The 24,388-nt window shown below is 60.4% G+C and carries 25 protein-coding genes; 12 read left to right on the forward strand and 13 right to left on the reverse strand.

The window, feature by feature from the left end; genetic code table 11:
• Nucleotides 1-946 precede the first annotated feature (946 nt).
• Nucleotides 947-1,306, reverse strand: coding sequence for a nuclear transport factor 2 family protein (locus ASD36_RS06890; RefSeq protein ID WP_037103863.1), 360 nt, complete (start codon nucleotides 1,304-1,306; stop codon nucleotides 947-949).
• A gap of 149 nt (nucleotides 1,307-1,455) precedes the next feature.
• Between ASD36_RS06890 and ASD36_RS06895 the strand changes: the two genes are divergently transcribed.
• On the forward strand, nucleotides 1,456-2,091 hold the full coding sequence (locus ASD36_RS06895; protein WP_060502887.1) for a hypothetical protein: 636 nt from the start codon (nucleotides 1,456-1,458) through the stop codon (nucleotides 2,089-2,091).
• Here ASD36_RS06895 and ASD36_RS06900 read toward each other — a convergent pair.
• Nucleotides 2,043-2,516 (reverse strand): GNAT family N-acetyltransferase, encoded by a 474-nt coding sequence (locus ASD36_RS06900; RefSeq protein ID WP_060502888.1) that lies wholly within the window; start codon nucleotides 2,514-2,516, stop codon nucleotides 2,043-2,045. The genes ASD36_RS06895 and ASD36_RS06900 overlap by 49 nt on opposite strands.
• 126 nt (nucleotides 2,517-2,642) lie before the next feature.
• Complete coding sequence (locus ASD36_RS06905; RefSeq protein ID WP_060502889.1) at nucleotides 2,643-3,587, reverse strand: aldo/keto reductase; 945 nt, start codon at nucleotides 3,585-3,587, stop codon at nucleotides 2,643-2,645.
• 173 nt (nucleotides 3,588-3,760) lie between these two features.
• On the opposite strand from ASD36_RS06905, the gene ASD36_RS06910 reads away from it, so the two are divergent.
• The gene (locus ASD36_RS06910) at nucleotides 3,761-4,747 is read left to right on the forward strand and encodes a Gfo/Idh/MocA family oxidoreductase (RefSeq protein ID WP_060502890.1); all 987 of its coding nucleotides are present in this window, start codon (nucleotides 3,761-3,763) and stop codon (nucleotides 4,745-4,747) included.
• Between the two features lie 75 nt (nucleotides 4,748-4,822).
• Here the strand turns inward: ASD36_RS06910 and ASD36_RS06915 are convergent, their stop codons facing one another.
• Nucleotides 4,823-5,053, reverse strand: a complete 231-nt coding sequence (locus ASD36_RS06915) for a hypothetical protein (RefSeq protein ID WP_060502891.1) — start codon at nucleotides 5,051-5,053, stop codon at nucleotides 4,823-4,825.
• Nucleotides 5,054-5,239: 186 nt separating this feature from the next.
• On the opposite strand from ASD36_RS06915, the gene xseA reads away from it, so the two are divergent.
• The 4 genes from xseA to ASD36_RS06935 all read left to right on the forward strand — a co-directional run bounded on the left by xseA (nucleotide 5,240) and on the right by ASD36_RS06935 (nucleotide 8,707).
• Nucleotides 5,240-6,832 carry an exodeoxyribonuclease VII large subunit gene (gene xseA / locus ASD36_RS06920; RefSeq protein ID WP_060502892.1) on the forward strand — a complete coding sequence of 531 codons (1,593 nt, stop codon included), beginning with the start codon at nucleotides 5,240-5,242 and terminating at the stop codon, nucleotides 6,830-6,832.
• 1 nt (nucleotide 6,833) lies between these two features.
• Complete coding sequence (locus tag ASD36_RS06925; RefSeq protein ID WP_060502893.1) at nucleotides 6,834-7,424, forward strand: NAD(P)H-dependent oxidoreductase; 591 nt, start codon at nucleotides 6,834-6,836, stop codon at nucleotides 7,422-7,424.
• Between the two features lie 71 nt (nucleotides 7,425-7,495).
• Nucleotides 7,496-7,846: a MarR family winged helix-turn-helix transcriptional regulator gene (locus ASD36_RS06930; protein ID WP_060502894.1), complete on the forward strand. Its 351-nt coding sequence runs from the start codon at nucleotides 7,496-7,498 to the stop codon at nucleotides 7,844-7,846.
• Between the two features lie 6 nt (nucleotides 7,847-7,852).
• On the forward strand, nucleotides 7,853-8,707 hold the full coding sequence (locus ASD36_RS06935; protein WP_060502895.1) for an NlpC/P60 family protein: 855 nt from the start codon (nucleotides 7,853-7,855) through the stop codon (nucleotides 8,705-8,707).
• Nucleotides 8,708-8,717: 10 nt separating this feature from the next.
• On the opposite strand, the gene ASD36_RS06940 is transcribed toward ASD36_RS06935, so the two are convergent.
• The 6 genes from ASD36_RS06940 to ASD36_RS06960 form a co-directional block, all read right to left on the reverse strand.
• The gene (locus ASD36_RS06940) at nucleotides 8,718-9,677 is read right to left on the reverse strand and encodes a glyoxylate/hydroxypyruvate reductase A (protein WP_060502896.1); all 960 of its coding nucleotides are present in this window, start codon (nucleotides 9,675-9,677) and stop codon (nucleotides 8,718-8,720) included.
• 11 nt (nucleotides 9,678-9,688) lie between these two features.
• The gene (locus tag ASD36_RS06945) at nucleotides 9,689-11,317 is read right to left on the reverse strand and encodes an ABC transporter ATP-binding protein (protein WP_060502980.1); all 1,629 of its coding nucleotides are present in this window, start codon (nucleotides 11,315-11,317) and stop codon (nucleotides 9,689-9,691) included.
• Between the two features lie 8 nt (nucleotides 11,318-11,325).
• Entirely contained in the window at nucleotides 11,326-12,480 is a 1,155-nt protein-coding gene (locus ASD36_RS06950) for an ABC transporter permease (RefSeq protein WP_060502897.1), read from the reverse strand.
• Nucleotides 12,480-13,565 (reverse strand): microcin C ABC transporter permease YejB, encoded by a 1,086-nt coding sequence (locus ASD36_RS06955; RefSeq protein ID WP_060502898.1) that lies wholly within the window; start codon nucleotides 13,563-13,565, stop codon nucleotides 12,480-12,482. The genes ASD36_RS06950 and ASD36_RS06955 overlap by 1 nt, the downstream gene beginning before the upstream one ends.
• Nucleotides 13,565-13,687: a hypothetical protein gene (locus ASD36_RS31665; protein WP_277995987.1), complete on the reverse strand. Its 123-nt coding sequence runs from the start codon at nucleotides 13,685-13,687 to the stop codon at nucleotides 13,565-13,567. Before ASD36_RS31665 ends, ASD36_RS06955 begins: the two co-directional genes overlap by 1 nt.
• A 124-nt stretch (nucleotides 13,688-13,811) precedes the next feature.
• Nucleotides 13,812-15,641 (reverse strand): extracellular solute-binding protein, encoded by a 1,830-nt coding sequence (locus ASD36_RS06960; RefSeq protein ID WP_060502899.1) that lies wholly within the window; start codon nucleotides 15,639-15,641, stop codon nucleotides 13,812-13,814.
• A 224-nt stretch (nucleotides 15,642-15,865) separates the two neighbouring features.
• Between ASD36_RS06960 and mepA the strand changes: the two genes are divergently transcribed.
• The 6 genes from mepA (at nucleotide 15,866) to ASD36_RS06990 (ending at nucleotide 21,912) form a co-directional block, all read left to right on the forward strand.
• A complete protein-coding gene (gene mepA / locus ASD36_RS06965) occupies nucleotides 15,866-16,930 on the forward strand; it encodes a penicillin-insensitive murein endopeptidase (RefSeq protein WP_060502900.1) in 1,065 nt (354 codons plus the stop codon).
• 114 nt (nucleotides 16,931-17,044) lie between these two features.
• Nucleotides 17,045-17,425 (forward strand): methylglyoxal synthase, encoded by a 381-nt coding sequence (locus ASD36_RS06970; protein ID WP_060502901.1) that lies wholly within the window; start codon nucleotides 17,045-17,047, stop codon nucleotides 17,423-17,425.
• A gap of 49 nt (nucleotides 17,426-17,474) precedes the next feature.
• A complete protein-coding gene (locus tag ASD36_RS06975) occupies nucleotides 17,475-18,500 on the forward strand; it encodes a glucokinase (protein ID WP_060502902.1) in 1,026 nt (341 codons plus the stop codon).
• 102 nt (nucleotides 18,501-18,602) lie between these two features.
• Nucleotides 18,603-20,414 (forward strand): ABC transporter ATP-binding protein, encoded by a 1,812-nt coding sequence (locus tag ASD36_RS06980; protein ID WP_060502903.1) that lies wholly within the window; start codon nucleotides 18,603-18,605, stop codon nucleotides 20,412-20,414.
• A 15-nt stretch (nucleotides 20,415-20,429) separates the two neighbouring features.
• Nucleotides 20,430-21,248, forward strand: coding sequence for a 4-hydroxy-tetrahydrodipicolinate reductase (gene dapB, locus ASD36_RS06985; protein ID WP_060502904.1), 819 nt, complete (start codon nucleotides 20,430-20,432; stop codon nucleotides 21,246-21,248).
• A gap of 28 nt (nucleotides 21,249-21,276) precedes the next feature.
• Nucleotides 21,277-21,912: a 2,3-bisphosphoglycerate-dependent phosphoglycerate mutase gene (locus ASD36_RS06990; RefSeq protein ID WP_037103805.1), complete on the forward strand. Its 636-nt coding sequence runs from the start codon at nucleotides 21,277-21,279 to the stop codon at nucleotides 21,910-21,912.
• A gap of 204 nt (nucleotides 21,913-22,116) precedes the next feature.
• Here the strand turns inward: ASD36_RS06990 and ASD36_RS06995 are convergent, their stop codons facing one another.
• The 3 genes from ASD36_RS06995 to ASD36_RS07005 form a co-directional block, all read right to left on the reverse strand.
• The gene (locus tag ASD36_RS06995) at nucleotides 22,117-22,713 is read right to left on the reverse strand and encodes a DUF1629 domain-containing protein (RefSeq protein WP_060502905.1); all 597 of its coding nucleotides are present in this window, start codon (nucleotides 22,711-22,713) and stop codon (nucleotides 22,117-22,119) included.
• 223 nt (nucleotides 22,714-22,936) lie between these two features.
• Entirely contained in the window at nucleotides 22,937-23,809 is an 873-nt protein-coding gene (locus ASD36_RS07000) for a bifunctional helix-turn-helix domain-containing protein/methylated-DNA--[protein]-cysteine S-methyltransferase (protein ID WP_060502906.1), read from the reverse strand.
• A gap of 64 nt (nucleotides 23,810-23,873) precedes the next feature.
• Complete coding sequence (locus tag ASD36_RS07005; RefSeq protein WP_060502907.1) at nucleotides 23,874-24,371, reverse strand: DUF2244 domain-containing protein; 498 nt, start codon at nucleotides 24,369-24,371, stop codon at nucleotides 23,874-23,876.
• Between the last annotated feature and the right edge of the window lie 17 nt (nucleotides 24,372-24,388).

Here is a 24,388-nt window from a genome sequence, read left to right on the forward strand (position 1 = left end):
CAGGTTGGAAGCAGATCCTGACGGGGATATGCGGCAGCCCATCAAGACGGACTGCGCACTGGAAAACGGGTATGGTGGACGTTCATATTGCTGAAATACTTCATGTTTCCAGCTCGACAGCATCTGCGGCCGAAGTCACGCCACCGAACCGCGCGCATTTTTCATTCCCGTAAATCCCCGCGATCAAAACCTGTGCCATCATCATTGCGTCCTGTCATCGGCGAGACCGCTAGGCGTAGCGGTGAGACAGGGCCGGTGCCGGGTGRAGGACAGACGTAAGCCTTTGTCCGGTGGATGGTCAGAAAGTGGTTTCCCTCCCGTCTGCAAAATGGCGGGGCGTGCCTGTGAGGCACACATGAGGACCNTGTCCGGTGGATGGTCAGAAAGTGGTTTCCCTCCCGTCTGCAAAATGGCGGGGCGTGCCTGTGAGGCACACATGAGGACCGGCGAGCGGTATTGCGACAGCARTATCTTTCCTGGCGCGGCGGCAACGTCAGCGTCAGCCCGTATCAAAAGGGCGCCGCCAYCCCCGCAGAGAAACCGGAGTTGCCCATCGTCGAACACTGAACGGGGCGCTGGAAGGCGTCATATACTTACTTTGTCCCGGCACTTTCCAGCGCCCCGGCCAAGTAAACAACAGAGAAAACCACGGCGGATTTTCCGGGCGTGGGGGCGTGGTTATAGACCGTTGAGGAAGGCGACGATCTCCCTCTTCTCCCCATCGGGGAGAAGGTGGCCCGCAGGGCCGGATGAGGGGGGCGAAGCCACCCTTGAAGAAGAGAGCTTGAGCAAACGGAATCTGGAGCCCACTGCAATGAAAGACTCGCACATTCATGCCGGACCGCCCCCTCATCCGCCCTTCGGGCACCTTCTCCCCGCTGGGGAGAAGAGAAAGCGCCGCCGCCCTCTCAGCGGGAGAGCTAAACAGCAGTCCCTTGGCCAAGTCCTACCGGTGCAGATGAAACAGCTTGTTGACGATCACCCAGCGGCCATCGATCTTCAGGAGCGACAGGTAATCGCTGAACCGCATGCCGGCGAATTCATCGGCAACTTTGACGAAGGCGGCTTCGCCCTCGATGTCGGTGATCTCGATATCCATCAGCGGCTGCGTTCCGGGAGGGGCCGGCGGTTCGGCGAGGGTGGCAGCAATGAAATCGTCGCGGGACATCCATTCGACGGCACCCTGATAATGGCCGATGATCTTGGCATCCGGATGGAAAGCCTTGCGCAGCGCCGCTTCGTTGCAGAACGCCATACCATCGACATAGAGGTGAACGACCGCGCCTATTGCCTGCTCGTCGGACATGCTTCTCTCCCTAGCTGACCGCCGATCTTAACACGATGACGCGGTCGAATGAAGGCGAGAGGGTGGATTGCTCCGGTCTCGGCGCACGGAAAACGGGTGGCACGCCAGCTGTCTGCGGCATAGTCTTCATCAAAACCGGGGAGCATCCGATGAAAAAGCCAGGATCGATGAAAGCGCTGGAAGATATGGGCCGGGCGCGGCTGTCGGAGAGTTTTTTCCTGCGCGACTTCCTGCATTCGGAGATCGCCGATTTCTATGGCATGCCGAACATTCCCGACGATCCGGACCTGACGATCGCGGCGGGCACAAAACTCTGCGAAGAGCTTCTGGAGCCGCTGCAGCGGACCTTCGGGCGGCTGCATATCCGCTCGGGCTACCGGTCACGTTCCGTCAACGAGTTCGGCAACCGCAACAAGCTCAATTGCTCGACCAATGCAGCAACGGCCGCCGATCATATCTGGGACATGCGCGACGCCGACGGCTGCATGGGCGCAACCGCCTGCATCGTCATCCCCTGGGTCTGGGACCGCCGCGCCACCCTTGGCGGCTGGCAATCGCTCGCCTGGTGGATCCATGATCACCTGCCCTATGCGTCGCTCTGCTTCTTCCCAAAACTCTGGGCCGTCAACATCCAGTGGCACGAGCGCCCCGTCCGGCGCATCCGCAGTTATGTCGCGCCCGCAGGTCTGCTGACAAAAGCGGGCATGGCCAATCATTCCGGCAGCCATGCAGACGCCTACGTTGGATTTCCCGAACTGGTGAACGTGCCGAACGTGATCTTGTAGCGCACATGGTCGTCAGTGCCGGAATAGCGATCGTAAAGCCGCCTTGCCGGTGCGTTACCGGCTTCGGTGTACCAGTAGAGCCGGTCCCAATTGTTTGCCTCGCACAGCGCGATCAGATCGTCGATCATCGCCTTGGCAACGCCGCTCCCCCGTGCTGCCGGATCGACGAACAGATCTTCCAGGTAGCAGACCGGTTCGCGAAAGAAGGTGGCGAACTGCTTCTGGCAGATGGCAAAACCCACGACGGCGTTGTCCAGTATCGCCAGCCGCGCAAACAACGGCGTGGCGTCATCCATCAGCCGCGCCCAGGTCCGGTCGATGATGTCGGCCGCCAGCGTGGTGCCGGAAAAGGCGGCATAGCCGGCCCAAAGTCTGCGCCAGTCGTGCTCATCTTGCGGCCCCGCCGCGCGTATTTCGATCGCCATGTCGGTCCCTCCCGCAATCTCCGGCTTCGTGTAGCAGCCGAAGCGCCTTTTGGGAAAGACGATGCACAGTCCGCCGCCAATATCTTGCCGGGTTGCAGACAGGACACCGGGGCGCTGAACCTGCGCTTACTGGCTTGCCTCGTTGAGCAGCCGGCAGGCGTCATCCGAAAGCGTGATCGAAGCCGATTTCGTCAGGCTTTCCAGTTGCTTCAGATTGGTGGCGCTGGCGATCGGGGCGGTCACGCCCTTGCGCGCCATGATCCAGGCAAGCGCAATTTCCGCCTGCGTATTGCCGGTATCGGCCGCCACTTCGTCAAGCGCGCCGAGAATGCGCATGCCGCGCCCATCGAGATATTTGCCGACACCGCTGCCGCGCGCCGAGCCTTCGAGATCCTTGTGCGAGCGGTACTTGCCCGACAGGAAGCCGCGCGCCAGGCCGAAATAACTGATCACGCCGATATTCTCGGCGATGCAGAGATTGCGCAGCGGCCCGTCGAACGAGGGCCGGTCGTAAAGATTATATTCCGGCTGCAGCACATCGTAGCGCGGCAGGCTTTTTGCCGCGGAAACATCGAGGGCTGCCCGCAGCTGCTCCGCATTCAGATTGGAGGCGCCCGCATGGCGAATCTTGCCCTGCTGCAGAAGCTTGTCATAGGCACCAAGCGTTTCCTCATACGGCGTTTCCTCATCCGGCCAATGGGAGAGATAGACATCGATATGATCAGTCTGAAGCCGGCGAAGCGAATCCTCCACCGCCTGCACGATCCAGCTGGCCGACAGGCCCTTTTTGCCCGGCCCCATCTCGGAGCCGACCTTGGTGATGATCACGGCTTCGTCGCGGGCGCGACCCTTCAGCCATTTACCGATGATCGTCTCGGACTCGCCGCCCGCGTTGCCCGGAACCCAGGAGGAATAGACATCGGCGGTATCGATGGCATTGAAGCCGGCGTCGAAAAAAGCATCGAGCAACTGGAAGGAGGTCTTTTCGTCGGCGGTCCAGCCGAAGACATTGCCGCCGAAAACCAGCGGCGCGATAGGCAGGCCCGTGCGGCCAAGGGTTCGCTTTTGCATGAGGTCGCTCCAGATTGTTTGGGATCATCGCTTGGGAGGCGTGAAGTCTGCACCAAGGACATAGCCCGGGTACAGCGCTTTTACAGGACGGACGGCAATTTTATTCCGGCCGGGGCAGCTTGATAGGCACGTACCTCGGGGATACTGTGCCGCCAAACGGAGAGGACAAAATCATGTTGCGTTTCGGGATTCTATCGACGGCCAAGATCGGCCGTGAACTCGTTGTTCCAGCCATTCAGGACGCTGAAAACTGCGTCGTGACGGCGATCGCCAGCCGCGACCTTTCCAAGGCGCGTGAGATGGCAGACCGCTTTTCGGTGCCGCATGCCTTCGGTTCCTACGAGGACATGCTTGCCTCCGATCTGATCGACGCCGTCTACATTCCGCTGCCGACCTCGCAGCATGTCGAATGGACGATCAAGGCTGCCAATGCCGGAAAGCATGTGCTGTGCGAAAAGCCGATCGCCCTGAAAGCCTCTGAGATCGATGCCCTGATCGAGGCGCGCGACCGCAACAAGGTGCTGGTCTCGGAAGCCTATATGGTCACCTACAGCCCGGTTTGGCGCAAGGTTCGCTCGCTGCTTTCCGAAGGCGCTATCGGCAAGCTGCGGCATGTCCAGGGTGCCTTCACCTACTACAACCGTGATGCCGGCAACATGCGCAACAAGCCGGAACTGGGCGGCGGCGGACTGCCGGATATCGGCGTCTACCCGACGATCTCGACCCGCTTCGTCACGGGCAAGGAGCCGCTTCGTGTCCAGGCGAACACCGACCGCGATCCGGAGTTCGGCACCGACATCTATTCGAGCGTGCGCGCCGATTTCGGCGATTTCGAACTGAGCTTCTACATCTCCACCCAGCTCGCCGCCCGCCAGATCATGGTCTTCCACGGCGACAAGGGGTTCATCGAGGTCAAGTCACCGTTCAACGCCGACCGTTACGGCGCTGAGGAACTGGAACTGACCAACCAGAACCATTCACAGTCGCAGCTTTTCCGCTTCCAGGATGCGCGTCAGTACAAGCTGGAGGCCGAGGCCTTTTCGCGTGCGGCAAAGGGGGAGAAGGAAGAGGTGGTGACGCTGGAAAGCTCGGTCAACAACCAGAAGCTCATCGACGCCATCTACCGCGCCAGTGAGAAGGATGGCTGGGAGCCTGTCTGAGCCACTTCCCGACAAGCGTAAACCCGCCGGTGGCAACGCGGCGGGTTTTCATCCGCCGTGTCCTGACCGCGCGGTCTATGCCTCGGTGCGAAGTTCCACAACCAGCGCCATCAGCAACGTCGCCACGACACCTGCATTGTACGACAGGATCGCCAGAACCAGTGCGAGCAGCGACACGTTCCCCAACGAACAGACCGCCGCCAGAGCAAAGGCTGCGATGATCAGCCAGGGTGTCATCACATAACAGATCAGCGAGCGCGTGGCCGCTGCCAACAATCCGATTGCAAATGCGGTCAAGATGATCATCCGACCCTCCGCCTATAACTCAATGCGGCGACACTGGGGCGGAGGCGCTAAAATTGCCTTAAAATTCAACGTTCCGGTGCCGATGAGGCCAGCCTGGAACCTGAGAAAAGACAGGTATGGTGAAAGCTTTGTTGAGATCGGTGTCAGAGACTGGCCATCCGCTGCCCGGCGCGGCAAAATAGAACAATGAGCTCCTTCTTCGAATCCGATTCGCCCTCCAATCTCGCCGAGTATTCGGTCTCCGAACTATCCGGATCGATCAAGCGCACGGTCGAGCAGGCTTTCGACCAAGTGCGGGTACGTGGCGAAATTTCCGGTTATCGCGGACCGCATTCCTCCGGCCATGCCTATTTCGCCTTGAAGGACGACAAGGCGCGGATCGATGCCGTCATCTGGAAGGGCACGATGAGCCGGCTGAAGTTCCGGCCGGAAGAGGGCATGGAAGTGATTGCCACCGGCAAGGTGACAACGTTCCCCGGCTCGTCGAAATACCAGATCGTCATCGAAACGCTGGAGCCCGCAGGCGCCGGTGCGCTGATGGCGCTGATCGAGGAGCGCAAGCGCAAACTCGGCGCCGAGGGATTGTTCGATCCGGCGCGCAAGCGGCCGCTGCCCTACATGCCGAAAGTCATCGGCGTCATCACCTCGCCCACCGGCGCTGTCATCCGCGATATCCTTCACCGCATCTCCGACCGGTTTCCTGTGCATGTCATCGTCTGGCCGGTGCGGGTGCAGGGCGAAGGCTCCGGCAATGAGGTGGCTGCGGCGATCGAAGGCTTCAATGCCTTTACGCCGGGTGGGCCGATCGCCCGGCCCGATCTGCTCATCGTTGCGCGTGGCGGCGGCAGCCTCGAGGATCTCTGGAGTTTTAACGACGAGGCCGTGGTGCGGGCGGCGGCAAATTCGCAGATCCCGTTAATCTCCGCCGTCGGCCACGAGACCGACTGGACCTTGATCGACTATGCCAGCGACCAGCGGGCGCCGACACCGACCGGGGCGGCGGAAATGGCCGTACCGGTGAAGGCCGATCTGGAAGCTGCTGTTTCGGCACTGTCTGCCCGCCTCAAATCTGCTGTCGGGCGGCAGATGGACAATCGCCGCCAGAGCGTGCGGGCGCTCACCCGTGCGCTGCCCTCGCTCGATCAATTGCTGGCTCTGCCGCGCCGCCGGTTCGATGAAGCCTCGGCGGGACTCGGCCGCGGCTTGCAGATGAACACCGCCAACAAGCGGCGGAGTTTCGAGCGCATTGCCGCGCATCTGCGGCCCGACGTTCTTTCAACCCGGATCAATGAACGGCGGCAGAAGCTCACTGAGCGGATGATCCGCGCCGAACGGATCGTCGAGCGTTTGCTACAGAGATCCGCCTCGCGGGTCTCTTCCGCCGATGCGGCCCTGCGCACCCTGCCCGCCCGTTTGTTGGGCCAGATTCACCGCTCGCAGGATCGCCTCACAAGCCTTTCCGGCAGAGCCGACAGCGCGCTTCTGGCCGACCTGCGGCGTCGCCGCAGTATCCTATTGGCACATGGCCGCATGTTGCAATCAATGTCGTACGGAAGTGTTTTGAAGCGCGGCTATGCGCTTATCCGCGACGAAACTGGGGCACTTATCGGAGCCGCCTCTGCGCTCTCTTTGAACCAAGCTATTAAAATTCAATTCGCAGACGACACTATCAATGCATTGACGACCGAAGGGAGCGCTACGCCGCCGCCTCAGCCGGCAAAGAAACGCGCCGAAAAGCCGGTGGCTGCGGCACCGCCGAAACAGGGTAGCCTGTTCTAGCATGCGCATTCTCCTCGTTCTCGCCCATCCGCTGATCGACAGTTTTGCCGCAAGCGTTGCTACAACGGCGAAAGCTGCACTGGAGAAGTCCGGCCACAGTGTCGATCTGCTCGATCTTTACCGGGAGGGTTTCGATCCACGGCTGACAGAACAGGAACGGCGCGGTTACTTCGACATGCCCTATGACACCTCTGCCGTCGATGCCATCGTTGCGCGGCTGAGGGCGGCCGACGGGCTGATCCTCGTCTTTCCGCAATGGTGGTTCAATTTTCCGGCCATTCTCAAGGGCTTCTTCGACCGGGTCTTTGCGCCCGGTGTCGCCTTCGATCACGATCAGGCTGGCGGACGGATCATACCGCGCCTCACCAATATCAAGCAGTTCTGGGCGTTGACGACGACCGGTTCGCCCTGGTGGGTGGTCAAGCTCTATATGGGCAACCCGGTGCGCCGCCTGCTGAAGCGCGGCATTGCCGCCTTCTGCGCGAAGGATGTCCAGTTCCGGATGCTCTCTCTGCACGACATGGACCGGGTAACACCGGCGCAACGCGCGGCGCATCTGGCAAGGATCGAAAAGGCGCTCACGCGGATTTGAGTGCCACGAAAAGAAACGGTTCCGTAACGGTCTGGGGCTAAAATTCTCGCCGATTGAACCGAGGGCGTCCGATGCCGGTGGAATTATCAGCCTCGCAGGCGTTGAACCTCTGGCACAGCGTCTCGCTGGAACAGGTGCGGATCGACAATCGCGACCTGACGCTCCGGCAGATTTCCATTCTCCTGCACATCTATCTCGTTCCGCCGCCGCACACGGTGCGCGGCCTTGCCGGAATTCTGGGTGTGACCAAGCCGGTCATCACCCGGGCGCTCGACACGATGGGCGATCTCGGGCTCGTGACCCGGAGCCGCGACGAGCGCGACAAACGCAATGTGATCATCAAGCGCACGGTCGAAGGTGCGCTTTATCTTGAAAAACTTGGCGATCTGATCATTGATCAGGGACGCAAACTGTCTATCTGAGAACCCATGCTTGATCTTCCAGACCGCCGCCTGAACGCCTACCGTACCGACCTTGCCGAGGAAGGCCTGCGTGGCACCGTCGAAGCCGCCAGCTATGTCAGCGGCTCTCCGGGGCTGATTTGTGTGCCCGTTGTGCAGATGCGGGCAAGGCCGGAGCTCGAATGCGGCACCGATACCGAACTGCTGCTGGGCGAGACCGTGCGGGTGCTCGACACGGATGCGGGCTGGGCCTGGGTGAAGGCGGATTTCGACGGTTATGTCGGCTACATCCCGGACTATGCGGTCTCGCCGGTGGTACGCAGCCTGACACATATTATCACCGCCCCGCGCACCTTCATCTATTCCGGGCCGGACCTGAAATTCCCGACCGTGCAGGCCTTGTCGATGGGCAACCGGATCGCCGTCATCGATGAGCGCGAAACCCGCGGCACGCGCTATTTCCTGCTCGAAGGCGGACAGGCGGTGATTGCCAACCATTGCGCCGAAGTGGGCCAGCCGCTGTCGGGCGATTACGTCGCCATTGCCGAACGGTTTCTTGAAACTCCCTATCTCTGGGGCGGCCGCTCCGGCTTCGGCATCGATTGCTCGGGCCTGGTGCAGCTATCAATGATGATGGCGGGCAAGACCGCGCCGCGCGACACCGACATGCAGGCCAAGGGCCTTGGCACCGAAATCGACCGTAGCGAGCTTACCCGCGGCGACCTGGTGTTCTGGAAAGGCCACGTGGCGATCATGGAGGACGACAAGACGCTGCTGCATGCCAACGGCCATACGATGACCGTTTCGCATGAGGGTCTTGAAGAATCGATCCAGCGGATCGGCTGGCTCTACAACAAGCCGACGGGTTTCCGCCGGCCCTGATCGATAGAGATCAATAGCCGGCTTTGCGATCGACCAGATGCTCCAGCGGCAGGCCGCTTTCAAAGCGGTCCATCTGCTGCTCGGCATGGACAAACAGCGCCTTCACATCCGAGGATGCCGCCACGTGCGGCGTGACATAGACGTTTTCCATCTCCCAGAACGGGCTGTCGCGATCCAACGGCTCCTGCTCGAACACATCGAGCGAGGCGCCGCCCAATACGCCGGATTGCAGGGCAGCGATGATGTCGGTACCGACCTGGCTGCCGCCACGGCCGCCGTTGATCACGACCGGTGCGCCCAAAGGCCCCTTGCGGCTGAGCTTGGCAAACAGCGATGCATTCAGGATGCCCCTGGTCTCGGCCGTCAGCGGTAACAGGCTGACGAGGAAATCGGTTCTGGCCAGGAAGGCATCCAGCGCGTAGCCATCAAAGGTTTCAACGCCATCGATCGTCTTCTTCGAGCGTGACCAGCCGATCGTCCTGAAGCCCATGACACCGAGTTTGCGGATGGCATCTTGCCCCAAAACACCAAGACCCATGACACCGACGGTCACATCAGCGGCTTCCGGCTGGCTGAGATCCTCCCAGACATGCGCCTTGGCACGCGCCTCGTAGGCCCGGTGCTGGCGCAGATGCATCAGGCAGTTCATCACGACCCATTCGCTCATCCGCGTCGTCAGGCTGCGGTCAACGAAGCGGACGAGTGGCACATCGGGCAGGCCCGGCAGTGTCAGCACGTGATCGACGCCGGCACCGCCCGAGAACACCACCTTGAGATCCGGTGCGCGGGAAAACAGATCCGGATCGGATTTCCAGACGACCGCGTAATCGATGCCGGAGAGATCGCGGCCCTTATGCTGGGGATCGGCGAGGTTCAGAACCTCGCGTCCCGGGAACGCACCCTTCAGGCCGTCCTCGACTTCACGCGGAATGAACTTCAGATCGACGATGACGGGGCTTTTTGCGGACATGACAACGGTCTCTATTGGCGGACGGCGGGCACATCGACCGCCTCCATGTTGAAGGCGGCAGCCATCAGCGCTTTGGTGTAATCTTCCTGCGGCGCGGTGAAGATACGCTCGGAAGGGCCCTGCTCGACCACTTTGCCAAGCCGCATGACGATCATGTCATTGGCAAGGGCGCGGACGACTTTGAGGTCATGGCTGATGAAGAGATAAGCGAGCGAATGCTTGGCCTGCAGATCGCGCAAGAGATCAACCACCTGCGCCTGCACGCTCATGTCCAGAGCGGAGGTCGGCTCATCGAGCATGACGAATTGCGGTTTCAGCACCATGGCGCGGGCAATGGCGATGCGCTGGCGCTGGCCGCCGGAGAACTCATGCGGATAACGCCAGCGGGTTGCCGCGTCGAGACCCACCTCTTCGAGCGACGCAGCCACGCGCGCATCGCGTTCTTTTTCGGAAAGCGACGGCTCATGCACCTTCAGACCCTCGGCGATGATATCGCTGACGGCCATGCGGGGGCTGAGCGAACCGAAGGGATCCTGGAAAACGATCTGCATCCGATTGCGCAACGGGCGCATCTGCTTGAACGAATAGCCGGCGATGTCATTGCCGATAAAGCTCACACGGCCCTTGGACGAGATCAGGCGTGTCAATGCGAGACCGAGCGTCGTTTTGCCCGAACCGGATTCGCCGACGACGCCAAGGGTCTGGCCGGCGCGCAGCGTCAGGTCGATACCATCGACGGCCTTGACATGATCGACGACCTTGCGCAGGAAGCCGGCCTTGATCGGGAACCAAACCTTCATATCCTCAGCCTGCATCACCACCGGCTTCGACGTATCGGAGACCGGCGGCACGCCCTTCGGCTCGGAGGCGAGCAGATGGCGGGTATAGGCATGCTGCGGATTGGCGAAAATCTCCGCCGTCGGGCCGGTTTCGACGATCTTGCCCTTGGTCATGACGCAGACACGGTCGGCGATCTTGCGGACGATGCCAAGATCATGGGTGATGAACAGCATCGACATGCCGTGCTCATCCTTGAGCGTCTTCAACAGCGCCAGGATCTGCGCCTGCACCGTCACGTCGAGCGCGGTGGTCGGCTCGTCGGCGATCAAAAGCTCCGGACGGTTGGCGAGCGCCATGGCGATCATCACACGCTGGCGCTGGCCGCCCGACAGCTCATGCGGATAGGCGGCAAGGCGCTTTTCCGGCTCGCGAATGCCGACCTGATTGAGCAATTCCAACACCCGGGCGCGTGCTGCCGCTCCCGTGATGCCCTGGTGCAAATCAAGAATTTCGGCGATCTGCCGCTCGATCGAATGCAACGGATTGAGCGACGTCATCGGCTCCTGAAAGATCATCGTGATGTCGTTGCCGCGCACCTGGCGCAGGTCCGCATCGGACGCCGTCATCAGGTCCTTGCCATTAAACAGGATTTCACCGCTCGGATGGCTGGCCGACGGATAAGGCAGAAGCTTGAGGATGGAATTGGCCGAGACCGATTTTCCCGAGCCGGATTCGCCGACCAGCGCGACCACTTCGCCACGCTTGATGTCGAAGGAAACGCCATCAACGGCCGTCGTCGTCTTGCCGCCCTGATGGAAGGCGACAGAGAGGTTGCGCACGGAAAGGAGTGTGTCTGTCATCGTCGCGCTCACCGGAAAGTCTTCCTTGGATCGAAGGCATCGCGGGCGGCTTCGCCGATGAAGATCAGCAGCGACAGCATCACCGACATCACCACGAAGGCGGTCAACCCGAGCCACGGCGCCTGCAGATTGGACTTGCCCTGGCTGATCAACTCGCCCAACGAGGCAGAACCCGGCGGCATGCCAAAGCCGAGGAAATCCAGCGACGTCAGCGTCGTGATCGAGCCGGAGAGAATGAACGGCAAGAAAGTCAGTGTTGCCACCATGGCATTGGGCAGAAGATGACGGAACATGATCGTCCGGTTGTTGACGCCGAGCGCGCGGGCGGCGCGCACATATTCGAAGTTTCGCGCCCGCAGAAACTCGGCCCGGACAATACCGACAAAGCCAACCCACGAGAACAGGAGCATGATCCCGAGCAGGATGAAGAAGCCCGGCGGCAGGATCGCGGCGATAATCAAGAGGATGTAGAGCACTGGCATAGACGACCAAATTTCGATGAAGCGCTGCAAGAGAAGATCCGTCCAGCCGCCGAAATACCCCTGCACGGCGCCAGCAGTAACGCCGACGATGGCGGACGCGATCGTGAGGCACAGGCCGAAGAGCACGGAGATGCGGAAGCCGTAGATCATCCGCGCTGCCACGTCGCGCGCCTGATCGTCGGTGCCCAGCCAATTGAGATTGCCGAGCGTGCAGCCGGGATCGTTTTCGCCTTGTGGATAGCCGGAGCAGCGCTCGGCCTTGTCCATCAGCCAGAACGGCTTGGTAGGCGCCGAGTGAGGAATGTTGGAATTGGCCGTCTGGTAGGAATAGCGGATCGGTGGCCAAATCATCCAGCCGTTGGCCTTGATCTCATCTGAGATTTCCGCCGAGCCGTAATCGGTGATCGCCAGGAACCCCATGTCGCCGAGGAATTTCTCTTCCGGATATTGCACCAGCGCCGGGACCAGCAGTTCGCCCTTGTAGGACACCAGGATGGGCTTGTCGTTGGCGATGAACTCGGCGCACAGGCTGAGGCCGAACAAAACAAGGAAGATCCAGAACGACCAGAAGCCGCGACGGTTGGCCTTGAAATTATCCCAGCGGCGGCGGTTGACCGGCGACAGACGGCCGGTGCGGCCGGTCGCAAGAATTGGATCGGTGGAGACGATGTCAGCAGCCATCAGACGTCCCTCCTATCGAAATCGATGCGAGGATCGACCCAGGTATAGACGAGGTCAGACAGCAGGCTGACGAACAGGCCCATCAGCGAGAAGATGTAGAGCGTTGCAAAGACGATTGGATAATCGCGCTTGACGACGGCGTCATAGCCGAGGCGGCCGAGGCCATCGAGCGAGAAGATATATTCCGTCAAAAGCGAGCCGGTGAAGAAGGCGGTGATGAACGCTCCGGGGAAACCGGCGATGATGATCAGCATGGCATTGCGGAAGACGTGACCGTAGAGAACCTGGCGCTCATTAAGCCCCTTCGCCCGCGCAGTCGTGACATACTGCTTCTTGATCTCATCAATGAAGGAATTCTTGGTGAGCAACGTCGTCGTCGCGAATGCCGACATCAACAGCGTGATCAGCGGCAGGGTCATGTGCCAGAAATAGTCGAGAATCTTCTGCCACCAGTTCAACTGGGCGAAATTATCCGAGACGATGCCGCGCAAGGGGAACCAGTCAAGGAACGAACCGCCGGCAAACAGCACGATCAGCAGGATACCGAACAGGAAGCCGGGCACCGCATAGCCGACGATGATGATGCCTGACGTCCAGACATCGAAGGTCGAACCATCGGAAATGGCCTTCTTGATCCCCAGCGGAATGGAAATCGCGTAGGAAAACAACAGGATCCACAGGCCGAGCGAGATCGAGACAGGCATCTTGTCGAGGATCAGATCGACCACAGACGTGTTGCGGAAGAAGCTTTCGCCGAAATCGAAGCGGATATAATTCCACATCATCTCGCCGAAGCGCTCGAGCGGTGGCTTGTCGAAGCCGAACTGCTTTTCCAGCTTCTTGATGAATTCCGGGTCAAGGCCCTGCGCGCCGCGATACCGACCCGAGGAATCATCGGAGAACGACTGCCCGAAATCACCACTGCTCCCGGACAACCGGTCGCCGCCCTGCTGGCCCGTCAGATCGGAAATCACCTGCTCGACGGGCCCGCCAGGCGCGAACTGGATGACGGCGAAGGAAATGGCCATGATGCCGACGATCGTCGGGATCATCAGGAGAAGGCGTCGCAGGATATAGGCACCCATCAGCGGCTACCCGCCAGGATTTGCTGCCGGTCTTTTTGTGCCGGTGCAATCGCGAACGCAAAACCGTTGCGCCCTTTTGCTGGAAGTGCTTTCGCACGCCGCGTGGATTTCAAGTCGGTCAAGCCCAACCCTTCCCGTTTTGCCGCCGCGCATAGCTTGCGGACCGGCAGGCCCCGCCGGCAAGCGGCGGGGGTGATTCGTCATCGCTATATGGAACCCAGCCAGCCTTCCGGCGCAACCCCCAGCTTATTTTGCGGCATTTTTCGACCACCAGACATCCGGGAATCCCATGCTGTAGTAGGGTAAATCCGGCAGATGAGTCAGGTGGTTCCAATAGGCGACCTGCACCGATTTGGAATAAAACATCGGTACCAGATAATGATGGGCGAGCAGCACACGGTCGAGTGCGTGGGTGGTTGCCACCAGCTCTTCCCGGTTTGGCGCGAAGATGATCCTGCGGATGAGTTCGTCAATTGCCGGATCGGCGATGCCCGCATAGTTTCTTGAGCCCTGCTGATCGACAGAGGCGGAGCCCCAGTAGTCGCTCTGCTCGTTGCCCGGCACCAGCGTCTGCGCCCAGATGCCGTAGATCATGTCATAGTCGAAGCTTCTGACGCGATTGGTATATTGTGAGGCGTCGACCGTGCGGATACGGGCATCGATGCCGATATCATTCAAGCTCTTGATGTAGGGCAGGACGGTGCGCTCCTGGGACGCATTGGACAGGAGGATCTCGATACCGAAAGGTTCCCCGGTCTTTGTGTTCACCAGCTTCCTGTTCTTCAGCTCGTAGCCCGCCTCCTTGAAGAGCATCATGGCCTTGCGCAGGTTCTCGCGCGCCTTCTGCGGATCGCCGGCCACCGGATTCGTATAGGGCGTGGTGAAAACAGCGGCAGGAACCTTGTCCTTCAACTCCTCCAGGATTTCCTTCTCGCGGCCCTCCGGCAAGCCTGAGGAGGCAAGCTCGGTGCCCCAGAAATAGCTGTCGATGCGATTGAGCCTGTTATAGGCGAGAGTGCGGTTGAGACCCTCAAAATCATAGGCGTAGTTCAACGCCTCGCGCACCCGCTGATCCTTGAATTTTTCGCGGCGCATGTTCGGTACGAAGGCCTGCATGATGCCGGTGGCGCGCAGGGGATTTGCGATTTCCTCGCGAATGATGCGGCCATCCTTCACGGCGGGAAAATCATAGGCCGTCATCCAGTGGCTGGAGCTGTTGTCCCGGTAGAAATCGACATTGCCGGCGCGGACAGCTTCGAACTCGATGGTCCTGTCGCCGAAGAAGGTGTAGGTGATCGCGGCAAAATTGTTCTGGCCAACGTTCACGTTCAGGTTCTTGCCCCAATAGTCGTCACGCAATTCGAAGCGGATCGAATTGCCCGCGTCGAACGACGCGATCTTGTAAGGTCCGGAGCCCATGACCGGTTCCAGCGTCGTACGGCTGATATCGCGCTTGTTGCCCTTCGCGTCCTCGCCCTCCCACCAATGTTTCGGCACGATCGAAAACTGGCCGAGAATGTTTGGCAGTTCGCGATTGTTCTTCTCGTCGAAGCGGAAGGTAACGTCGCGCTCGCCGGTCTTTTCAGCCGAGATCACATGACGGTAATAGTTGGAAAGAAGGGGGTTATGTTCCTTCGACATCTCGAAGGAGAAAATGACGTCTTCCGGCGTCACCGGCTTGCCGTCCGCCCATTTGGCTTCAGCACGCAACCGGAACGTGGCGGAGGAAAAGTCGTCCGGATACGCGACGCCCTCGGCGAGCAGTCCGTAGGAAGCGGTGATCTCGTCCTCAGCGGATTTTAAAAGCGTGTCGAAGACCAGCGACGCGACACCGGACGCCGCCTCGCCCTTGGACAGGATCGGGTTGAACGTGTCGTAAGTCCCGGTTTCGGAAAGTTTCAGCTCGCCCCCCTTGGGCGCATCTGGATTGACATAATCGAAGCGGGCAAAACCGTCCTTGTGCTTCAGCTCACCGATCGTGGAAATGCCGCCATGCCAGACTGGCTCTTGAGCCACCACCGGTCCCGTTGCCAGAAGGATGGTTGCTGCCAAAGCCAATGCGCGTCTGAGAATCATGCCAATTCGCCTCTTCCGTTTTTCATTTTTTCGCTGCTTGAACGACAGAATAGGCAAAATGCAGGCAATTGACAGAAGCTGCCTCAAATCGGACCGTTTTTTTGGGTCACGGTTGCGTGTCCCGCAAGGCTGACACAAAGACAGTGTGTCAGGGTTGGCACGCAAATCGCAGCTGGCGCCGCTTCTGCGCGGACGGCCACGCGCTATCAGGAAACGGACGGCATATGACATCGACAAAGGCAGGTTTTCTTCGGCATCTCGGATCGGCGGCGCTGGCAGGGATGATCGGGCTGAGCCTTGTTGCAGGCGATACAGCGGCGGCTGACGATACGCCGGCCAAGCAGATTTTCGGCAAGGTTCAGCTCCCAAGCGAAGCAGCGCCAAACCCGATCGGATTTTACGCCAAGGGCTGCATGGCCGGGGCCGTGGCGATCCCGACCGATGGGCCGACCTGGCAGGCGATGCGCCTGTCGCGAAACCGCCGCTGGGGCAATCCGGCAATGATCCAGCTCTTGGAGAAATTTTCGCAAGACGCCGTCCAGCTCGGCTGGGGCTCCGGTATCCTGATCGGCGACATTTCGCAGCCGCGCGGTGGGCCGATGATTACCGGACACGCCTCGCACCAGATCGGGCTCGACGCGGATATCTGGTTTCAGCCCAAGCCCTCACAGCCGCTTTCCGCGCAGACACGCGAGGACATGCCGTTCATCTCGATGCTCGACAAGAAGAAATTCTTGACCGTCAATCCCGACCGCTGGACGCCGACCCATGCCAGACTGGTGATGCAGGCGGCAAGCTATCCGCAGGTGGAGCGCGTGTTCGTCAACCCGGCGATCAAGAAGAAGCTCTGTGATACATGGACCGGCGATCGCGACCTGCTCGGCAAAGTGCGCCCCGTTTATGGCCATGACGAGCATTTCCATATTCGTATGTTCTGCCCGCCGGGCACGCCGAGCTGCAAAGCGCAGGCGCCTGTTGCAAGCGGTGACGGATGCGACAAATCACTTGCCTGGTGGTTTACCAAGGAGCCGTGGGCAGCACCTAAAAAAGACCCGAATGCAAAGCCGGTGAAGCCGCGCTTCACAACCCTGTCGGACCTGCCGAAAGCCTGCACGGCCCTGCTCGCAGCGCCCGCGGCCTCGGAACAGGCGGCCACCTTCGGCTCGGCCTATGTGGCACCGCAGCCAACGGCCGGCGACGCGGCGATCCAGCAGGCCATTCATGCTGCCAACAACGACCTGCCGGACAACGACATTCCAGTTCCCATGGCCCGTCCTGCCCTGCAATAGGCTTAGGGCACTGTACAGTTCGGTGCTTTTCAACTGCCGAGCAGTGCTATAGAGAAAATCAAATCGATTTAATTCGAGACTTTTCTTGATCTGGATGACGCCGGGAGTTCTGTGATGACCAGCCAGAAATGCGTGGCGCTGATTGCGCACGATCAGAAGAAAGACGACATGGCCGCGTTTGCGCAGGCCAATGAAGCCGTCTTTGCCGGCTGGAGAATCGTTGCTACCGGCACGACCGGCGGCCGGGTACAGGAGGCCTGTCCAAGCCTTGACGTGACTCGGCTGAAAAGCGGCCCGCTCGGCGGCGACCAGCAGATCGGGGCGATGATCGCCACCGGCGACGTGCAGATGCTGATCTTCTTCACCGATCCCCTGACCGCGATGCCGCATGATGTCGACGTCAAGGCGCTGATGCGGCTTGCCACCGTCTACGACATCCCGATGGCGCTGAACCGGGCGACGGCAGAACGGTTGATCGACTTCAACCAACCCTGATACAGCTCTTTTCCAGCCTTCAGTCCGCACGATCATAACGGAACCTTCCATGTCCACGCTCCCAGATACCGACAGCGGCCTCACCTTTCCGATCCTGATCGGCGACATTGGTGGCACCAATGCCCGTTTCGCGCTGTTGATCGACGCCTTTGCCGAACCGAAGCTGTTTCCGATCATTCCAACGACCAGCTACGCCAGCATCGAGGAAGCGCTGCAGACCAGCATTCTGGACAAGACCTCCGTCCAGCCGCGCTCGGCGATCATCGCGGTGGCAGGCCCGGTCAAAGGCGACGAGATCCCGCTTACCAATGCCGGATGGGTGATCAAGCCGAAGGACATGCTGACGGCGCTATCATTGGAAGACGTGATCATCATCAACGATTTCGAGGCGCAGGCGCTTGCCATCGCTTCGATCGGCGACGAGGGCCGGGAACAGATCGGCCCCGGCTCTATTCTCGAATCCGCCTCCTGCGCCGTGCTTGGGCCAGGGACCGGTCTTGGCGTCGCAGGCCTTGTCCACGCCCAGCACACTTGGTTTCCGGTTCCCGGCGAAGGCGGCCACGTGGATGTCGGCCCGCGTACGGAACGCGACTACCAGATCTGGCCTTTCCTCGAGCCGATCGAGGGACGCATTTCCGCCGAACAACTGCTCTGCGGCCGTGGCATCATGAACATTTACCGCGCCGTCTGCGAATCAAAGGCGTGGGATCCAAAACTTGCCGATCCGGCCGCTGTGACCACCAATGCACTGGCCGGCACCGATGCGGCAGCGGAAGAGACCATCTCGCTGTTTTCGACCTATCTCGGCCGCGTCGCCGGTGACATGGCGATGATTTTCATGGCGCGCGGCGGCGTCTTCCTTGCCGGCGGCATTTCGCAAAAGATCCTGCCGGCATTGAAGAAACCGGAGTTCCGCCAGGCCTTCGAAGACAAGGCACCCCATTCGGCGTTGCTCAAGACCATCCCAACCTTCGTGGTCACCCATCCGACCGCAGCCCTTTCCGGTCTTGCCGCCTATTCGCGCACGCCGTCACGCTTCGGTGTGGCAACGGAGGGACGGCGCTGGAGAACTTGATGCCGCCACAGCGGCCCAGACTCGCCAAACGGGGATCAAGGTACTATAGAGCCCGGTGAAATAAGGCGCCTCAGAGGCGCGCCGGGTTTTAAGGAAACCAGCTTGAAGCAAGCCAAGACAAAGCTCCCAGCAGTCGATCGTGAGACCATTACCAGCGTCCTCAAGCGCGTGATCGCTGAAAACGGGCGCGCTCATCTGCGTGGCTATATCTTCGCCATCATCTGCCTCGCCGTCGTCGCCGGCACGACCGCCTTTACCGCCTGGATCATGGAATCGGTCGTCAACGAAGCCTTCGCCAACAAGCGCGCAGACATCGTCGTTTATATTTGCGGTGCGATCTTTCTTGCCTTCGTGCTGCGCGGCTTTGCCACATACGGTCAGGCCGTTGCGCTATCGAAGATCGGCAACAATATCGTCGCCAGCTACCAGCGGCGGCTTTACTCGCACCTGATGGCACTGAGTGTCGGTTACTTCAGCGATACGCGCTCGGCCCGCATCTCCGCCCAGATCAGCCAGAACGTTTCCGGCATTCGCGACGTGCTCAACATGACGGTCACGTCGCTCGCACGCGACTTTCTGACATTGGTGGCCCTGATCGGCGTGATGATCAGCAAGGACTGGCTGCTGACGCTGATCGTTTTCGTCGTGGCGCCGCCTTTGCTGATCGGTCTTCGCTACATTTCGCGCCGGCTGCGGCAGGCGACCCGCGAATCGGTCGAGATCAATAGCCACGTGCTCGGCGCCATGCAGGAAACCATTCAGGGCATCACCATCGTCAAGGCGTTTACGATGGAAGATCAACTGAGAACCAAGGTCGAGACGATCATCGACCGGGCCGAAAACCGGGCCAACCGCATTGCCCGCCTCAGCGAACGCACCGCGCCGATGACCGAGACCTTTGCCGGCTTTGCGATTGCCAGCGTGCTGGCCTACGCCGCCTTCCGGTCGATCTATGACGACGTGCAGCCCGGAGCATTCTTCTCCTTCGTGACGGCGCTGCTGATGGCCTATGACCCGGCCCGGCGCCTGGCACGGCTACAGGTTTCGCTGGAGCGCGCCGTTGTCAATGCGCGGATGATCTACGAAATCCTCGATATGGTCCCGCATCAGCGAGACCTTCCGGATGCTCGCCCTCTGCAGCTCGCAGCGGCGGCTATCGAATTCAAGAACGTCCGCTTCTCCTACAACAACGGTGACGAAATCCTCAAGGGTGTCAGCTTCGTCGCAGAAGGCGGCAAGACGACAGCGCTTGTCGGGCCATCCGGCGCCGGCAAATCGACCGTCATCAGTCTCATTCCACGTTTCTACGATCCTTCCGGCGGCGAGATCCTGATCGACGGGCAGGACATCGCCCATGTCACCAAGCAATCGCTGCGCAACGGGCTCGCCTATGTTTCGCAGCAGCCTTACCTGTTTGAAGGCTCGATCCGCGACAACATCCGCTATGGCCGCCCCACAGCCACGGATGCGGAAGTCGAGGAAGCCGCGAAACTGGCCTATGCGCATGACTTCATCCGCATGCAGCCGCAGGGGTACGACACCGCAGTCGGTGAAAACGGGGTGACTCTCTCCGGCGGCCAGCGGCAGCGGCTTTCGATCGCCCGCGCATTGGTGCGAAACGCCCCTATCCTGCTTCTTGATGAAGCAACTTCCGCGCTCGATACCGAATCGGAAGCAGCGGTGCAGAAGGCGCTCGATCACGCCATGAGCGGCCGTACCGTCGTGGTCATCGCCCACCGCCTGTCGACCGTCGTCAATGCCGACAAGATCATCGTCATGAAGGACGGGATCGTCGCCGAGGAAGGCACGCATGAGGCGCTTGCGCGGCGCAGTGACGGCCTCTACGCTCGCCTGCATAATCTGCAAGGCAGCGCAGGGCCACAACCGGTTGCGGACGCCGAAACACTGATTTGAGGAAATGAGACTGGCATGAGCGGGACAGACATGAAACTTGTTGTGGTTGGAGCCGCCGGCCGGATGGGCCAGACGCTGATCCGCACCATCAATGCCATGCCGGGCGCGGCCGTTTTTGCCGCCGTCGAGCGACCGGGCTCGCCTTTCATTGGCCGTGACGCCGGCGAGATTGCCGGGCTTGGACCAACCGGCGTCGTGATTACCGACAAGCCGCTCGAAGCCTTTGTCGAAGCGGAAGGCGTACTCGACTTCACCGCGCCTGCGTCCTCCGTGGATTTTGCCGGTCTCGCAGCCCAGGCCCGCATCGTTCATGTCATCGGCACCACCGGCTGCTCGGTGGAGGATGAAGAAAAGTTCAAGGCTGCCGCCCGCCATGCCCGCATCGTCAAATCCGGCAATATGAGCCTCGGGGTCAACCTTCTCGGCGTGCTGACGCAACAGGCCGCCCGCGCGCTCGGGCCGGAAAGCTGGGATATCGAAATCCTTGAGATGCACCACAGGCACAAGGTGGACGCGCCCTCTGGGACGGCGCTGCTGCTTGGTGAAGCGGCCGCCAGGGGCCGCGAGATCGGCCTCGCAGACCATTCGGTCAGGGTGCGCGACGGCCATACCGGCGCCCGCGTCGCCGGGACCATCGGCTTTGCCACGCTACGCGGCGGTTCCGTCATCGGCGAACATTCCGTCATCCTTGCCGGCGAAGGCGAGCAGGTGACGCTGTCCCATTCTGCGACCGACCGGGCGATCTTTGCCCGTGGCGCCATTACAGCCGCGCTCTGGGCACGCAGCCAGAAACCCGGCTTCTATTCCATGCTCGACGTGCTCGGGCTGTCCTGATCCCTTAAAACTCCCCGGAGGAATTTCTATGAGCGGCACCCTCGTCCTTGTGCGTCACGGCCAGAGCGACTGGAACCTGAAGAACCTGTTTACCGGCTGGAAGGATCCTGACCTGACGCCGCTTGGCATCGAAGAAGCCAATGCCGGTGGCAAGGCGCTCGCCGATTATGGCATCAAGTTTGACGTCGCCTTCACATCGGTGCTCACCCGCGCCCAACACACGCTGAAACTCATCCTCGACAATCTCGGCCAGCCCGATCTGGAAACCATCAAGAACCAGGCGCTCAACGAGCGCGACTATGGCGATCTCTCCGGCCTCAACAAGGACGATGCCCGCGCCAAGTGGGGCGAAGAGCAGGTGCATATCTGGCGCCGTTCCTATGACGTCCCGCCGCCAGGCGGCGAAAGCCTGAAGGATACCGGCGCCCGCGTCTGGCCCTATTACATGACCGACATCCTGCCGCGCGTGCTGGCCGGCGAGAAGGTGCTGGTTGCCGCACACGGCAACTCGCTGCGCTCGCTGCTGATGGTTCTCGACCGGCTGGACCGCGAACAGATCCTCTCGGTCAATCTCGCGACCGGCGTGCCGATGGTCTACAAGCTGAAGGCGGATTCCACTGTCGCTTCCAAGGAAGTGCTCGGCGACATGTCCGGCGCCCATTGAGCGTTGCGATTGGATGAATTCACTGAAAAGGGCCGCTCGAAAGGCTGGCCCTTAACTTGAATGTGAACGTCACTTCGTCGCAAAAACCGGGTTTTGGCGCCTGACTTTTTGCGACGGAAATGCGCTGACTTGGTATCGTTCGCGTTCCGCCGCGGGTTCCGCAATTTTACGGACGCGAATGACACGCTCCTGTTTGTCCTTAAGTCAGTCAGTCTCAGGAAAATGCTGATAGTGCGCGCCGGTAATGCCGGCTGCATCAAAGGCTGCTTTCAGTGCCTCGCTGATTCCCGGGTTCGGCATAACGATGAACTTATCAATCCAGACATGGTGGCCGCCAATCTGCGACCGGTTGAAGACCAGTTCTTTCTTGCTGCCGTCCAGGAACCAGAGATTGCGAAACTCGAATGTCGTCTTGGCGCGATCAACCGTATCCAGGCGGTTGCAGGGAACAAACCAGAAGCGGTGCGCCGCATGACTGCCATCCTCCCATACAAACTCGATGGGAAAGAACTGATGGACGTTTGGTTCAAAGTTCTCGATGACGTCCTTGATCTTCACACTCACGGCCAATCCAAAGGCATCGTAGATATCCAGAATCGGCCGCTTCGGCCCTGAGAGTTCGATCTTCGTTGGAACATGTGCCACCTCGATCGGCCGGCCGTAATACGAGTAGTTGGGCCGAATGCGAACGCCAACATCCCGCGTGACATCGATGGGCCGAATCTTGTCAACATCACCATCCAGGGCTCGGTAAATGTAACTGTAAACCTCTTCGCTCTTGTGGCTGAGAAAATAGACCATGCCGCTCCTGCTCTACCTGGCGCAAAACTGGAGTGTTTTGACTAGGTTTCTTGCTCGATAGTTGCACCATCAGCACCGAACGATTTACAACCATCAGGAGAATGCCTCATGGATTATCCAATAAGTTAACGCACCGGCAACGCCCCTGCCTCCGGCGGATCGCGCTTGATGCGTTTATGTTCTCCTGATTTGGCTGAAGGCCGCGCAAGCGGCCCTTTTCATGTCAGACCTTGCCGGCCTCCCAGCCGAGCATCGCCCGCTTGCGGGTAAGACCCCAGTGATAGCCGGTCAAGGCGCCGCTTTTGCCGAGCGCCCGGTGGCAAGGAACGACGAACGAGATCGGGTTGCGGCCGACGGCAGCACCGACAGCGCGCGAGGCGGTGGGCTGGCCGATATCGCAGGCGATGTCGGAATAGGTGACGGCCTTGCCCATCGGGATCTTCAACAGCGATTCCCAGACGCGGATCTGGAAGTCGGAGCCGATCAACACGACACGCAGCGGTTCCTCAGCACTCCATTCCCTGGCATCGAAAATCCGGGCCGCGTAACCCGCGGTCGCCGCACTGTCTTCTATGAACTGCGCATTCGGCCAGCGGCTGGCCATGTCCTCGAAGCTGGCCTTCTCATCGCCGGCATCGTTGAAGGCCAGACCGGCCAAGCCGCGATCGGTGACCATCACCAGCGCCACGCCGAACGGGCACGGATGGAACCCGTAACGGATGGTTAGACCGCCGCCGCGTAGTTTCCACTCGCCGGGCGACATCGCCTCATGCGTGACGAACAGGTCATGCAGGCGTGACGGGCCTGACAGGCCGAGTTCGAAACTGGTTTCCAGAAGCGGCAGTTCCTCCTGACGCAACAGGCGCTTGGCGTGATCGAGCGTCACAGCCTGAAGGAAGGCCTTGGGCGACAAGCCCGCCCAACGCGTAAAGGTTTTCTGCAGCTGCGTCGGCGACTGGCCGAGATCACTGGCAATGGCATCGAGGGATGGTTGATCGCGGTAATTTTCGGTCAGCAACTCGACCACACGGCTGACCGTCTCGTAATCGCTGCCGTGCGGCGTGATATCGGTAGGCTTCGATGTCTTGATGTCCATGGTCGTATCTCCTTGATGCCAGAGATAATCATTCCAACCAGGGTATCGCCACCCGATTCTTGATCTACCGGCGTTTCACCGTCGCCAGCGCACCGGAAAAGGCCGTGGCAAATGTCTCGCGATCGTCGCGGTTGAGGAAGGAGCCGATATCGGTGGTTCGCTGCCGGTCGCTGAGCTGCATCGAGACGATGCCGATCTCCTGATGGCGCGAAATGTTAAACCGCGTCCAGAAGGGATTGAACCGATGCTCGGTCATCCGGCCTGCCGGGTTGAACTTGCGTACGCAGACATCGGTGCGGGACACGCGGATTTCCTCGCGGGCGCAGGCGGAGCGGTAGTTCAGCCAGAAGGCGCCGAACAGAAGCAGGAAATCCAGCCCGAAGAAAAAGACGATCGGCCAGGCGCCGATGACGACGAAAACGAAGATATGGACGAGACACATCAGGGCGGCGATGAACAGGAAGACCTTGAAGCCCCTGATCCCGAGCGAGCGGTATGGCGTCAGCTCGGCTGCGAAAACCGGCTGTTCTTCCCTGACACTCTCGGCGTTGCCATCGTTCATGACGAATGACTATAGAT

Source organism: Rhizobium sp. Root1334 (assembly GCF_001426665.1).
GTDB lineage: Bacteria > Pseudomonadota > Alphaproteobacteria > Rhizobiales > Rhizobiaceae > Pararhizobium.